Source organism: Paraburkholderia franconis (assembly GCF_009362735.1).
Taxonomy (GTDB): domain Bacteria; phylum Pseudomonadota; class Gammaproteobacteria; order Burkholderiales; family Burkholderiaceae; genus Paraburkholderia; species Paraburkholderia franconis.
Genome location: NZ_WHNP01000053.1, coordinates 1 through 13,619, shown reverse-complemented (window position 1 = coordinate 13,619; position 13,619 = coordinate 1). Strand labels below are relative to the sequence as shown.

Annotated in this window: 14 protein-coding genes; 11 read left to right on the top strand and 3 right to left on the bottom strand. The window is 60.1% G+C overall.

The window, feature by feature from the left end:
- Positions 1-71: 71 nt before the first annotated feature.
- From glnH to GCT13_RS34875, 5 genes are all read left to right on the top strand, one after another.
- Positions 72-824, top strand: a complete 753-nt coding sequence (gene glnH, locus GCT13_RS34895; RefSeq protein WP_152766176.1) for a glutamine ABC transporter substrate-binding protein GlnH — start codon at positions 72-74, stop codon at positions 822-824.
- A gap of 63 nt (positions 825-887) precedes the next feature.
- Entirely contained in the window at positions 888-1,544 is a 657-nt protein-coding gene (gene glnP / locus GCT13_RS34890; RefSeq protein ID WP_321574819.1) for a glutamine ABC transporter permease GlnP, read from the top strand.
- The gene (glnQ, locus tag GCT13_RS34885) at positions 1,541-2,269 is read left to right on the top strand and encodes a glutamine ABC transporter ATP-binding protein GlnQ (protein WP_193727831.1); all 729 of its coding nucleotides are present in this window, start codon (positions 1,541-1,543) and stop codon (positions 2,267-2,269) included. The genes glnP and glnQ overlap by 4 nt, the downstream gene beginning before the upstream one ends.
- 17 nt (positions 2,270-2,286) lie before the next feature.
- Positions 2,287-3,327, top strand: coding sequence for a C45 family autoproteolytic acyltransferase/hydolase (locus tag GCT13_RS34880; RefSeq protein WP_152766226.1), 1,041 nt, complete (start codon positions 2,287-2,289; stop codon positions 3,325-3,327).
- Positions 3,328-3,978: 651 nt separating this feature from the next.
- On the top strand, positions 3,979-5,139 hold the full coding sequence (locus tag GCT13_RS34875) for an IS30 family transposase (protein ID WP_152766174.1): 1,161 nt from the start codon (positions 3,979-3,981) through the stop codon (positions 5,137-5,139).
- A 102-nt stretch (positions 5,140-5,241) separates the two neighbouring features.
- Here the strand turns inward: GCT13_RS34875 and GCT13_RS34870 are convergent, their stop codons facing one another.
- Positions 5,242-6,006 (bottom strand): helix-turn-helix domain-containing protein, encoded by a 765-nt coding sequence (locus GCT13_RS34870; RefSeq protein WP_152766172.1) that lies wholly within the window; start codon positions 6,004-6,006, stop codon positions 5,242-5,244.
- Positions 6,007-6,188: 182 nt separating this feature from the next.
- On the opposite strand from GCT13_RS34870, the gene GCT13_RS34865 reads away from it, so the two are divergent.
- The 6 genes from GCT13_RS34865 (at position 6,189) to GCT13_RS34840 (ending at position 12,353) form a co-directional block, all read left to right on the top strand.
- On the top strand, positions 6,189-6,908 hold the full coding sequence (locus GCT13_RS34865) for a sterol desaturase family protein (protein ID WP_152766170.1): 720 nt from the start codon (positions 6,189-6,191) through the stop codon (positions 6,906-6,908).
- Between the two features lie 152 nt (positions 6,909-7,060).
- Complete coding sequence (locus tag GCT13_RS34860) at positions 7,061-7,432, top strand: DUF805 domain-containing protein (RefSeq protein WP_152766168.1); 372 nt, start codon at positions 7,061-7,063, stop codon at positions 7,430-7,432.
- An 8-nt stretch (positions 7,433-7,440) separates the two neighbouring features.
- Positions 7,441-9,678, top strand: a complete 2,238-nt coding sequence (locus GCT13_RS34855) for an FAD-binding protein (protein ID WP_152766166.1) — start codon at positions 7,441-7,443, stop codon at positions 9,676-9,678.
- A complete protein-coding gene (locus GCT13_RS34850; protein WP_227747168.1) occupies positions 9,675-10,733 on the top strand; it encodes a hypothetical protein in 1,059 nt (352 codons plus the stop codon). Before GCT13_RS34855 ends, GCT13_RS34850 begins: the two co-directional genes overlap by 4 nt.
- A 397-nt stretch (positions 10,734-11,130) precedes the next feature.
- A complete protein-coding gene (locus GCT13_RS34845) occupies positions 11,131-11,517 on the top strand; it encodes a GNAT family N-acetyltransferase (protein ID WP_227747167.1) in 387 nt (128 codons plus the stop codon).
- 413 nt (positions 11,518-11,930) lie between these two features.
- Entirely contained in the window at positions 11,931-12,353 is a 423-nt protein-coding gene (locus GCT13_RS34840) for a VOC family protein (RefSeq protein ID WP_227747166.1), read from the top strand.
- Here GCT13_RS34840 and GCT13_RS34835 read toward each other — a convergent pair.
- Positions 12,265-12,966 (bottom strand): IS6 family transposase, encoded by a 702-nt coding sequence (locus GCT13_RS34835; RefSeq protein WP_152766162.1) that lies wholly within the window; start codon positions 12,964-12,966, stop codon positions 12,265-12,267. The genes GCT13_RS34840 and GCT13_RS34835 overlap by 89 nt on opposite strands.
- 265 nt (positions 12,967-13,231) lie before the next feature.
- A partial coding sequence (locus GCT13_RS34830; protein ID WP_152766160.1) for a DDE-type integrase/transposase/recombinase occupies positions 13,232-13,619 on the bottom strand: 388 nt, incomplete at its 5' end.

The following is a 13,619-nucleotide window of genomic DNA, read 5'->3' as shown; positions in this document are numbered from 1 at the left end:
TGCACCCAGGTTGTTGTCGCTCGTCCCTCCGCATCCTGGAGGGGCATCGTCAATCACTGCGGAGAATATCCATGGGACGTCGTTCCTTCCTCATGTCTGTCATTGCCATAGCCATGCTCGGCACGAGCATCGCGCATGCGCAGAGTAAAGAACTGGTCGTCGGCACCGACACCTCCTTCATGCCGTTTGAATTCAAGCAGGGTGACAAGTACGTCGGCTTTGACCTCGATCTGTGGGCCGAAATCGCGAAAGACCAGGGCTGGAAGTACAAGATCCAGCCAATGGACTTCAGTGGCCTGATTCCGGCTCTTCAGACCCAGAACATCGATGTGGCGCTCTCCGGCATGACCATCAAGGAAGAGCGCAGGAAGGCCATCGACTTTTCCGATCCGTACTACGACAGCGGGCTCGCGGCCATGGTTCAGGTCGGCAACACCAGTATCAAGTCCATCAATGACCTGAACGGAAAAGTCATCGGCGCAAAGACGGGCACGGCAACCATTGACTGGATCAAGGCGCACCTGAAGCCGAAGGAAATCCGCCAGTTCCCGAACATCGACCAAGCATACCTGGCGCTGGAAGCGGGCCGCGTTGATGCGGCGATGCACGATACGCCGAATGTCCTGTACTTCGTGAACACGGAAGGCAAGGGCAAGGTGAAGGTTGCGGGCGACCCGGTCAGTGGTGACAAATATGGTATCGGCTTCCCGAAGGGCAGTCCGCTCGTGCCGAAGGTCAACGAGGAGATAACAAAAATCAAGGCGGATGGCCGCTACGCCAAACTGTACAAGAAATGGTTCGGTTCGGAGCCGCCCAAGTCGTAATCGTCTGAAATGGGGGCGCGGCGCCAGTCGCCGCGCTGTTGACGAATCAACCAGGAGTGATTTGTGGAATTCGATTGGTCAGCCATCTGGGCCGCGCTTCCGGACCTGCTGGACGGAGTGAAGCTAACGGTATTCATTGCCTTTGTCGGGCTCGTCGGTGGGTTCATCGTCGGCATGATTACCGGCATGTTCCGGGCGTATGGACCCACCGCACTGAACGTTCTGGCCCAGCTCTACATTGAACTTATCCGCGGCACGCCGATTGTCGTGCAGGTCATGTTCCTGTACTTCGCGCTGCCGCTGCTTGCACATATCCGCATCGACGCCCTTTCAGCCGCCATCATTGCCATCACCGTGAACTCCGGGGCCTATCTCAGTGAAGTCATACGTGGCGCATTGCTGTCGATTTCCAAGGGTCTCACGGAAGCGGGTCTGGCGATGGGTCTGTCGATGCCCCGGGTGCTGCTGAAAATCGTCGGACCGCTGGCATTCCGCCGGCTGATTCCGCCGCTGGGCAACCAGTGCATCGTCAGCCTCAAGGACACGTCGCTGTTCATCGTCATTGGTGTGGGTGAACTGACGCGCAAGGGACAGGAAATCATCGCCGGGAATTTCCGGGCGGTCGAAATCTGGACGATCGTGGCACTCATCTACCTGCTCCTGACGGGTGTGATGACAATCACGCTGCGTCTCGTTGAAAAGAGGATGCGCATACTATGAGCATGGTCGAATTTCACGGTGTCTCGAAGAGCTTCGGCCACGTGCCTGTGCTCAAGGACATCAATCTGCGTATCGATACCGGCGAGGTCGTGGTCGTGGTCGGGCCCTCCGGGTCGGGCAAGTCCACGATGCTTCGATGCATCAATGCGCTGGAGAAGATCTCGGGCGGCGAATTGCTGGTGGATGGTCAGAGTGTCAAGGGCAACGCGTCGGTCATTCGCAACATCCGCCTGGAAGCCGGCATGGTCTTCCAGCAGTTCAACCTGTTCCCGCAGATGACCGCGCTCGAGAACGTCATGTTCGGCCCCATCCAGGTGCGCGGAGCGTCCCGGGCCGAGGCGCGGGACCAGGCGATGGCACTGCTCGACAAGGTCGGTCTCGAATCGCGGGCCAATCACTTCCCGTCCGAATTGTCCGGCGGCCAGCAGCAGCGTGTGGCGATTGCGCGGGCGCTCGCCATCCGGCCGAAGCTGATGCTCTTCGATGAGCCGACTTCCGCCCTGGACCCCGAGCTGCGGCACGAAGTGCTCAAGGTCATGCAGGACCTGGCAACCGAAGGCATGACGATGATTGTCGTGACGCATGAAATCGGATTTGCGAAGCGCGTCGGCACGCGTCTGCTGTTCATGGACCAGGGTGGGATTGCCCAGGATGGTGAACCGACAGAACTCGTCGAGCGGCCGCCTACGCTACGACTGAAAGACTTCCTGAAACACGTCGCCTGAGCGAGGTCATGTTCAAAATGCAGGCATTGACTCCTATCGTCATCTCTGGCTCGCCGTACGAAATTGGTCTTGCTCTTGGCGAAGCCGCGCGTCCGGTGATGGACGCGTACATGGGACAGAGCTCCGCCTGGCGGGCAGTCAGCCAGTGGCGAGGACACCAGTTTGTGCAGGGCCTGCGGCAGGCCGCTGAAGCCGCGTACCCGGATCAGGTCGCCGAAATCGACGGCATGGCGGCCGGCCTCGGCTGGCCGGCGGAAGACGTTTTCATCTGGAACTGCCGGGGCGAGCTGATTCATAACGCGCCGGACGGCTGCACCACGCTGGCGGCGAGAACCCCGGACGCACGTTTCATCGCGCACAACGAAGACGGCGACCCGTACCTGCGCGGCAAGTGTTCGCTGGTAGACATCCGTCCAACCGGCAAGCCCGGGTTCGTGAGCTTCTACTATCCCGGCTCACTGCCCGGACATACCTTCGCCGTCAATCGTGCAGGTCTGGTTCAGGCCATCAACAATCTCCGCATCAGACAGCCGGCCGTTGGCGTTCCGCGCATGGTCCTCGCGCGCGCCGTGCTCGACGCGACGTCCGTTGATGCGGCGGTGAATATCCTCAATCACGTGCAGCGTGCGAGTGGCTTTCACCATACGCTCGGCTGCGTCGGCGATGAGCGGCTGCTCAGCGTCGAGGCGACAGTCAGGCGCTGCTCGGTGCTGGATGTTCCCAGGGTGTCGGGCCATGCGAACCATCTCATTCATGCCGGGAGCGATGCCGAGGCGCAGATTGTCACGGGCTCGTCCGGCGACCGCCAGGCCAGGCTCGACCAGTTGCTTGCGGCCCTTGGCGACATCAGTGGTCCGAGCCTGCTGCAAGTGCTGTCGGACAGGGCTCCCACGGGCCTGCCGATTTACCGCGACGACCCGGCCGACCCTGACGAAGAAAATACCCTCGCGACGGCGCTCTTCACCCTCACGGACGCAGGAGTGGACTTCGAAGTACGCCAGCAGGGCGAACTCCGGTTCAGGCAGTTCCTTACCCCGGAGACATCCGCTGCGTCCTGAACATTGAGACAGCGCATGAACACCGTATTCTATCGCGCACCGCGCGTCACACTCCCTGCTGCCGTCACCAGCGACGGCAGCGATAGTTGCGCTGTCGGGTTCAGTGCCGGGACGAATGTCATCGCAGTGATGAGCGGATGGTGATCGACAGGTGTCGATTCATCACACGCGTGATGAATAAGGCCGGGGATCGGACGAAACACGTTGATACGTGAAGCCGCGCTCGGTGAACCCGGACCGCCCGGCGGAGGGGATGGCGGCGTGACCGGTGTTCAGGCCGCCGCCACCCCCGCGCGAGAGCCGTGTTCATCAGATCTTCCAGCAGCGACTCGACCTTCGCAACGAATGCGTCGTCATACGCATGCGGCATCTGCTCTTCCATATAAGGGCTTGTCGTACTTTCCGTGCAAGGTGACCGGCCGCGGAGTTGCTTGCAGCAAGACTCTGCGGCTCTTTGTTGTGCGAGCACGGAACGATTCTGTAAGTCAGATCGAGATGGTGTTATGACCAAACCGCCAGTTTTCGCACGGAACGTACGACAACCCCCGGAGTGGGTCGCTCGCGGTCATCGGCATCCGGCAGCAGTCGGCTGCGGATTCAACCGGTCGATGCAACACACTAGCGACTGCGCAAGCAGTAGGAGTGTTGCATATGAAGCAGCGACGCCGGATCTACTACACCGAGGCCCAGAAAGCGCTGATGTGGGAGCGCTGGCAGAAGGGCGAATCCCTGCAGCATATTGCCCAGCTTTTCGATCGGAACCACTCGTCCGTACAAGGGATTCTGGCTGAAACTGGCGGCATCCGGCCGCCACAGCGACATCGCTCGCGCCTGGCGCTTACGTTGGCTGAGCGGGAAGAGATATCGCGGACGCTTGCTGCAGGCGATTCGATCCAGTCCATTGCGAAGCGCCTTTCACGCGCGCCGTCCACCATCTGCCGTGAGATAAAACGCAATGGTGGACCGGATGGCTACCGGGCAAGCCACGCCGACCAGCTTGCCTGGGATCGAGCGCGACGTCCCAAAGCCTGTAAGCTGGTTGAGCACCGGATGTTGGCGCACATCGTGGCAGGCAAGCTCCAGCTGCAGTGGTCGCCGCAGCAGATTGCCGGATGGCTGAAGCGCAGGTACCCGGACAACGAGGACTACCACGTGTCACACGAGACCATCTATCGCAGTCTGTTCATCCAGGCCCGTGGTGCCCTGAAGAAGGAGTTGCTGGAGCATTTGCGGCGCACCCGCGCCATGCGCCGGTCCCGCCATCACACGCAGAAAACGGACGATCACGGCAGGATTCGCGACACGGTGTCGAACAGCGAACGCCCGGCCACCGTTGAGGATCGCGCGGTACCCGGCCACTGGGAAGGTGATCTCCTGTGTGGCAGCGCAAGCAGCCAGATTGCGACGCTCGTCGAACGCCAGACACGCTACGTGATGCTGGTCAAGGTCGCCAGCAAGGATAGCGAGGTCGTCGCCAATGCGCTCATCAGGCATGCGTGCAAGTTGCCGCATGAACTGTATAAATCGCTGACCTGGGATCGGGGAACGGAGATGGCTGACCACAAACGTTTCACTGTGGCTACGGACATCAAGGTTTATTTCTGTGACCCAAAGCATCCGTGGCAGCGTGGGTCCAATGAAAACACGAACGGGCTGTTAAGACAGTATTTCCCCAAGGGCACAGACCTGTCCGTGTATTCGCAGGCCAGACTCAATGCCGTAGCGAGGCGATTGAATGAGCGTCCGAGGAAGACCCTGAACTACGAGACGCCCGCCGAACGGTTTCACCAAACTATTGCATCGACCGGTTGAATCCGCAGCCACGAGCGGTCATTCGAGGCTAGCACATGAATCGTCGACAATCGGCCTTGCAACCGAAAAGATTATCCGGCGATCAACGGAAACCGTGCGCCGCTACCGGTTCTTTTTGGCAACGGCTACCGCTGCCGTACGTCGGAGCTTTCTGAAAGCCTGGGGCTCCCATCCGCGCATGGCTAGAACGAGAGCCGTTCCGCTCCTCTCCGGCAACGGTGCCGAGGATGATTGGTCATGTAGAGCGGCAAACTTCGAACGAAGCTTGAACAATTCGTCGTTTAACTGATTGAGTGCTCCTTTCGTCAGCATGCCGTGAATGAAGCTCATCGATTCGTCTGGCGTGTCGAACCTGCTATCCATGAAGTCGGGAAGCCCGCGCTGGGAAAAGTATTGTCGAATCGGGCCGCCAGGCAGCCAGTCGAAGTCGCGCGCGACAAGCGGTTGAATCCGGTTGCCAGGTTTCAGCTTGACGAGGCCCATCCTGTCGAGCGCGAGCAGGTACTTGATGCACTCCGCCGCGGTCAGCCGATACGTCGCGACGACGTCATCCACCGACCAGTGGTTGAGCGCGCACACCGTCACCAGCAGAAACTTCTCGTCAGAGACGAGCCGCGACTCCTGCTCGGGTTTGAGTGTGTGCAAACGGGGCGTTGAGTTCTCGGCTTCATGAAGTAGCTCGGCCATCGTCAGGCCCAGCAGGTCGCAAATCTGGGCGAGGCGCTCGACAGTCATGCGTCCGTTGTCCAAAAGGCGCTTCACACTTGCCTCGGACAGGTCTAGCGCGCGTGCAACCTCTCGATAGGTAAGCCCGGCCGCCTTGAAGCGGTGCTTGAGCGTCGCGACCAATCGGGCAATCTCTGTCATGAAAGTATCGAAATCCGGTACCTGACGGGGCATTTTACGCATAATTTCACGAAAAGAGTGCGCGTGACGAGACCCCGTGACATCCTGCGCGCAATAACACAAACCGGGGACCTCACTATGTCCATCCTCATCGACTGCGCGCCGTGCGACGTTGGCGAAGCGGCTACCTGCCGGGAGACGCCATGATGGCCGCGATTGTTCTTCTCTTCGGATTCTGCCTGGTGCTGGAGACGTATCGACCAGGCTGGAACCTGCCGCGCGTACGGACCTGGCATGTGCGGGTGCTTCTTGTCAATGGCGTCCAGCTCGGTGTCGTTACCGTGGCGGGAATGACGTGGGAGAAGTGGCTCTCAACAGGTTCGCTTTTTCATCTGTCGAAGTACGTGACGCCCGGCGTTGGCGGTGTCTGCGCATACTTCGTCGCGACCTTCGTGTTCTATTGGTGGCATCGTTGGCGCCATGAACTAGACGTGCTTTGGCGGCTATTCCACCAGATCCACCATAGCCCGCAAAGGCTGGAGGTCATCACATCGTTCTATAAGCACCCCGGCGAGATGGTCGTTAACTCCGTGATCGGTAGTTTCCTCGTCTACTCACTACTCGGCCTGTCCGTGCAGGCGGGTGTTGTCTATACCTTTTGCACGGCCGCCGGAGAGTTTTTCTACCACACGAATTGCAGGACACCTCGGTGGATTGGCTTCTTTTTTCAACGCCCCGAGATGCATCGTATTCACCATGAGCACGGATCGCACAGGAACAACTATGGCGATATCACCTGGTGGGACATGCTCTTCGGGACCTACGACAATCCTGTTGCGTGGGACGGTCAATGTGGCTTTGACGACGAAAAGGAACAACGGCTGAAAGACATGATGCTCTACCGGGACGTGCATAAGCGTTAGGTCCATTGCCACCTCGACCGAAATACTCCGCTCGTGGTCATAGGCGAGAACCGTCCAACATCAAGCCCAACACCCTTTCGGGTAATCTGCAGTTAGTGCATTATTCGCCGAGACGTTTTCCGATAACCCCACAAACCGGAACGCGCATCGCCATGCCATTCACTCCTCTCTTCGCCGCATTTCTGCTGCCGCACGGACGCATCACTCGAAGCGAATGGCTGACGCGCATTGCGATAGCGGCGTTCGTTTGTGCGGCATTCGGCAGTCTGGCCGGGGCAGCGTTCGGCGAGGTCGGCTCGGGATGCTTCGCGCTGCTGTTCATCTGGATTGCCATCGCGCTCGCCACCCAACGTCTGCACGATGTCGGACGGCCCGGTGGCGCACTCGTCGTGACAATCGTTCCCGTGATCGGCCCGTTGTGGGTGCTTGGACAACTACTTAAGCGCGGCGTCGATCATTCGAACCGCTTTGGCGCCGATCCCGCCAGCCGGGTCGATTATTTGCTCGTCGACACCGCGAAGTGAAGTGCGCCATGCCGACAGTCAACGACGTTACTCAGCTGAACCGCATGTCGGTTCTCTCAGTTATTACGCCAACATCGACCCAGGAAGTCGTGAACGTGCTCACCCACACTGAACTCCCTGTTTCGGTTGGCGGCGGGCACTTCAGCATGGGTGGCCAGACGGCGAGCCCGGACACGCTGCATCTGGATATGCGCCAGATGAACCGTGTGCTGCGCTTCGATCCGCAAGCGGGAGTGATCCGCGTCCAGGCAGGCATCCGCTGGTGCGATATCCAGCGCTTCATCGACCCGCACGGCTTCGCCGTGAAGATCATGCAGACCTATGCGAACTTCACCGTTGGCGGTGCGCTCTCCGTGAACGCACATGGGCGCTACGTGGGGCTCGGGCCGGTCGTGCTGTCGGTGCGTGCAATCACGTTGGTGCTGGCTAGCGGTGAAGTCGTTGAGGCAACGCGCACGCTCAACACGCGATTGTTCAATGCAGCGATCGGCGGCTACGGCGGCGTCGGAATCATCGTCGAAGCTGAGCTCGAGCTCGCGCCGAACACGCGTGTCGGGCGCAACGACAAGAAGATGGATACCAGCCAATACAAGGCGTGGTTCGATGCGAACGTCCGCGGTCGCGAGGACGTGGTATTCCACAACTTTGACCTCTACCCGCCGCACTATACGCGCGGGCGGGCGGTGAGCTGGACCGTGACCGAGGCACCCACCACCGCCCCACGCCTGCAGCCGCTCACGCATGGCTTCTGGCTCGCGAAATACCTGTTGTGGGCGATCACGGAGACGCCGCTCGGCAAGTTCCGCCGAGAGTACCTGTACGATCCGCTGCTGCATCTCGGCAAGAAGGTGCACTGGCGAAACTACGAGGCCGGTTACGACGTCGCTGAACTGGAGCCCATCGGCCGGATGCGCCGCACCTACGTGCTGCAGGAATATTTTGTGCCTTCCGATGCTGTCGGCGCGTTTGCCGAGTCGATGGGGGTCGTTCTCGCGAAGCATCGGGTGAACGTCGTCAACATTTCCGTGCGCCATGCTCTTGCGGACAACCAGACCGTGATGGCGTGGGCGCGGGGCGAAACGTTCGCGTTCGTGCTGTACTACAAGCAGCGCACGCGCGAAAGCGCAAAGGCGCGCGTCGCCGTCTGGACCCGCGAGTTGATCGACGCGGTGCTCGCGGCGGGCGGCACCTACTATCTGCCCTATCAGCTTCACGCGACCGACGAGCAGTTTCATCGCGCTTATCCGCGTGCACGGGAGATGTTCGCGCTGAAAAGCGAGATCGATCCGCGCTATCGCCTGCGCGGCGCGCTGTGGGATCGCTACTACGCGCCGCGCTTCGTGACCGCACCGGCCCTTGCACGTCAGGATGGCGCGCCGTCGAATGGCAGATTTTCTCCGTCGCTGTTCGCGTCCGTCTACCGCGACGAACGTGAGGCCGACCGCTTCTACACGTTTCTGCAGAACATCTTCCACGTGCTGCCCGAGGACCGGCTCCACACGCTGATCCGAGTCGAGACCGCGAAGCACGCGGACGACGAAGCCATCTATCGCGGTATTCAGGCCGGCCTGAAGTCGATCACGCCGCCGTTGGCGATGCTGACGCACGCGTTGCCGTCGCTCGCGACGCAGAAGGCGGAAATGGGCCGCCAGACGGCCACGCTGATCGGCGAGAAAGCGCTGCGCGATTATGTCGAGATCGGCACGACGGGACGCTACGTACGGGCCATGAAGAAGCACCTTCGCCTGACGGGCAGCGTGACGTTAGTGCACGACGTGGCGCCCGGCGCGGGGCCCGTCGATATCGTCGAACGCGGACAGCTTCGAAAGCCGGGTGTGTTCGTGCCGCTGAACGGCTATGCCCCCGTTGCGCTGCCGGCACAAAGTGCCGATCTCGTCAGCTGCTTCGTCGGGCTTCATCACATGGCGCCGTCGCGGCTCATGCCCTTTCTTGAATCGATCGCGCAGATCACGAGACCAGGCGGCTATTTCATTGTTCGCGACCACGACGTGACGACGCCCGCGATGGATGCGTTTGTGTCGCTTGCCCATACGGTGTTCAACGCAGGCCTCGGCGAATCATGGGGGACGAATCGGAACGAGCTGCGCCATTTCGCGAGCATTGAGGATTGGATCGCGCGCATCGAGACTGTCGGCTTCCGTCACACCGGCGCGCGGCTCGCGCAAGCGGGCGACCCGTCCGACAATCTGTTGCTCGCATTCGTGCGCGATGGGAATCGGCAATGAGGCGCAGCATCGCATGCGCGGCCACTGCACTGTGCGCAACGTTGCTCGCGACCGCGCTCGCGTGTGCCGCCGCCGCGGATGCAGGCAGCCTCGTGCCACCCGAGGCACGGCGCGACACTGAGCAGACTCTGCTGACGTTCCCCGAGTGGTATCTCGTGCACAGTCCTGCGGAGTACGCGCGCGTCGTCGCGCAGCGGCCGGCACATAGGTTCCCGTTCATTGCGCAAACGGAGCAGCTTTGGTCCACCTATCGCACGGTGACCGAAGAGCAGATCCGCGACCGATACCCGCTCAACCTGGGCTATCACCTCATGATCCTTGTGATCGCCACGAGCACGACGGTTGAATACACGCTGCGCGCCGTCTACGAAAACACGGTCGGGCGTGCGAGCTGGCTGCTTGGTGGAGGCCGCCCGACGGACGAGGATCGTTATGGGGCGAAGGCTGCCCAGGACTACGTCGATTTTATCCGCCAGGAGCCATGGTATCTGTTCGATTTCTGGTCGCAACTGAAGCACCTATGGACAGACGTGCCGCTCTTCGGACCTGGCCTCGTGCGCAAGTGGGAGCGCCGGTACGAGCTCACGACTGAGTACGCAATCAAGGCGGTGTACGGCAAGCTGATCGAGAAAGCGACGCGCGCGACGTATACGCCGGCACTGATGACCACCGACGTCGTGGTCGACCGCCTGCCGCAGGGATGGACGCCGCCCGCGCGCGTGAGCGTGCAGCAGCGCTTGCCGGATGGGCGCGTATTGCTGTCGCTGCCTCGTTATTTCGACTTTCGTATCGCGGCTACGGCTCTAGCGCGGCAAGGCCTGAGAATCGACGACATCGCAGGCAACGGCGCGTCGACGCCGATTCTCGTCACGGTATGGGCGGGCAACGACACGAAACTGTCGGCTGGGTATTGGCGCGTGCTGTTCGAGCAGCCGCTCACGCTGCCCGCGCAAACGCGACGCATCGCGCTACTGATGCCGGTCGGCAGACTGTCCACGTTTCTCGTGCAGGCTTCCGCGATGGGACTGACGGTCGAGCACGTGTACGACTATTGATTTGCCGGACCTTCAGGCAACGGCGGTTGCAGCGTGTCTAGTGACAAGAAACGGGTGGATCGTCAGGGTCGGCGTCGGCACAAGAAATGAACAGATTCAGTGTGACGAAACGGCCTATCATTTCGAACGGCCGCTTTCGAGCGATCTCAATGTCTCTTCAGGGCCGATTCCAGTAGTGCGTTGCGAGCTCTGGTTCGGCCAGTCGCGGATGTTCAACCGGCATTATGCGTAAGTTGGTGTCCGCCGGTCCAGACGCCCGACGAGTTGATTACCATCCCTTGCATCCGGTACTCTGACGAAGACCTCCTCGTCGCGAGCGGCTGTTGTCATGGATCTAGATTTTCGACAGGCCGTATCCGGAGACTCGGAATGGCTATTTGACACGTACCAGCGAACGATGAGAGGTTTCGTTGCCGTAGCGTATGGTTGGGACGAGAACGTGCAACGAGCGGCGTTTGCAAAAAGCCTTCGCCAAGGTGCTTGTCATATAGTTATGCGGGAAGGCAACCGATGCGGGTTTGTGCACTGGGAAGTCGAACCGGATCTTGTATGGCTGAGGATGCTTTGTATCGTGCCGGGGATGCAAAACAAGTCGATCGGCAGTGAGGCGATGGCCAAGTTGATGTCGTTGTCCAGTTCCTTACAAAAGCCGCTGTACTTGCATGTCTTGATGTGCAACCGGGTTGCCTCTGACTGGTACAGAAGAATCGGTTTTGTCGAAATCGAGAACGACGGCAAGGTCTCCAGTATGGTGCTTGCTCCTTCGCCCTCCCGGCCCTTATAGAGCTGATGGGGTAGTCCTCCAACCGTGCGATCGCAAACAGCCGGGGCCGGCCAACTTGAGACATTGGCCGGTATACCCGGGCGGCTGCTCGAACGTCGCGTCGGCCCTTGGCAACGGACATTCGCGGAAGGTACGCGGTTCCGCTCGCATTTGTTGCGACCCAAAATCCATCGATAGCGTTACGGAAACGCGCTGGCGGCGGCCTCGTCCGCGGCCGTCTCAGATCGAGCCGACCCGAGACGATTATGCGAGCTTCCGCCGATCCGCGAGCAGAGGCGCGGCTTCAAATCTTTCACGGACCAGTATTCTTTCCATCTCCAGCCAGAAGCCGGCGCTGGGCGAGCAAACACGAAGATTGTGAACAGGGTAATGCCGCCTATCATTGGAGGTAGGCGAACCGGAGGGTCCAGTTCATGATCAATCTGCACCAACTCCGGTATGTCCGGCTCGGTACCCGCGACATCGACGCCGCGGCGAAGTATGCCTCCGATATTCTTGGATTGCAGCTGGTGCGCCGCGAGGGTGGCTGGGCCTACCTGCGCTCGGATGAGCGTGATCACACGCTGGTCTATTTCGAGGGCGATCCGACCCACCATACGATCGCATTCGATGTCGTCGCGAATGAGATGCTCGAGCATGCGGGCACATTGTTAGAGCAGAACGGTTTCCGCGTACACGTCGGCAGTCGCGACGGTTGTGTCGCGGTAAGGAGGAGGAGACGATTTAGGACGACGTCCGTAGGAATGCTTACATCGCAAGGTCGTAGAATTGCTCTGCGCGTGAGCGTTCCGGACCATGGCCAGTCTCCATCTGTCCTTTCGCTATCATGTGCATGAGTTCGATGCCGCTCAAGATGATGCGGGCGCAGCGAAAGTTCTTGAAACCCAGCATTGGCCGTACCACGCGTTTGATCGCCCGGTGGTCTTGCTCGACAACGTTGTTCAGGTACTTCGCTTGTCGAATTTTGATCGGTGTCTCACGCTCGAGATTGACTATGTGCAGCCCTGCGAGATTCGCTCCACTCTTATCGATCGTTACGGTCTCGGGTGCGCCGTTCCGAGCGATCGCTTTTTCGAAGTAGCGCCGTGCGGCGGTCTTGTCCCGCTTCGCGCGGAACAGAAAATCGATCGTGTTGCCAGCTTTATCGACGGCCCGGTACAGGTATTTCCATTCACCCTTGACCTTGATATACGTCTCGTCCATTCGCCAGCTCTTGCCGACCGCCCGCTTACGCGGTCCAAACGCCTTCTCGAGAACCGGCAGAAGCTTGATGGCCCAGCGATGCACAGTCGAATGGTCGACCGACACAGCCCGCTCCAGCATCATTTCTTCGAGATGGCGCAGACTCAACAGGTAGGCTACGTACCAGCGCACGCAAGTGAGCATCACATCCAGTGGGTAGTGCAGGCGCTTGAGCACCTTCCTCACAGCGGCGTTCGGGGTCGTCATCGTCGGCTACATGTTCGGTTCGGAAACGTTCACGATAGCAGGTTCTCTTACTGCGACAGAGCCGGCTGGATGTGCTTTATGCGACGACAATGAGGCGGCCGACGTGGAGCGTTCCACAGAAGGAGAGCGACAGCGACGGTCTGTTTGCGGTGACCGGGCAGGGTATGGAAGGGTCGCCTGAACCGCGTTTCGCTGGGTAACGGCCGACGGGGTTCTGGTGCAAATAGGTAAGCCGGTTGAGAAGTCTTCATATAGGAAGGATACCTTATTGAACGCAGAGGACCGTATTCCATAAGACGGGCGCAACGGCATCGTTAAGGCCGAGCTTCGCGAGATCGAACTGGACCTTACGAACGCGATGCGTCAACTCGATGCCTGAAATCGTCGTCGCGGCGCTTCTGAACCGTTTGAAGCCGAGCATCACATTCGTTCTGGATTTGATATGGCGATGGTCCTGCTCGATCAGGTTGTTCAGGTATTTCGAGGACCGGACCTTCGTGTCTTCAGGCAGCGAACCATCGACCATCATCTCGCGCACCGCGCGGTGCGAGGCAGCATAGCCATCGAGCGTGATGATCTCCGGCGACTGGCCCTGATGCCTGATCGCCTTGCTGAAAAAGGCTTTGGCCGCGCCCACGTCGCGCCTCGCCCTG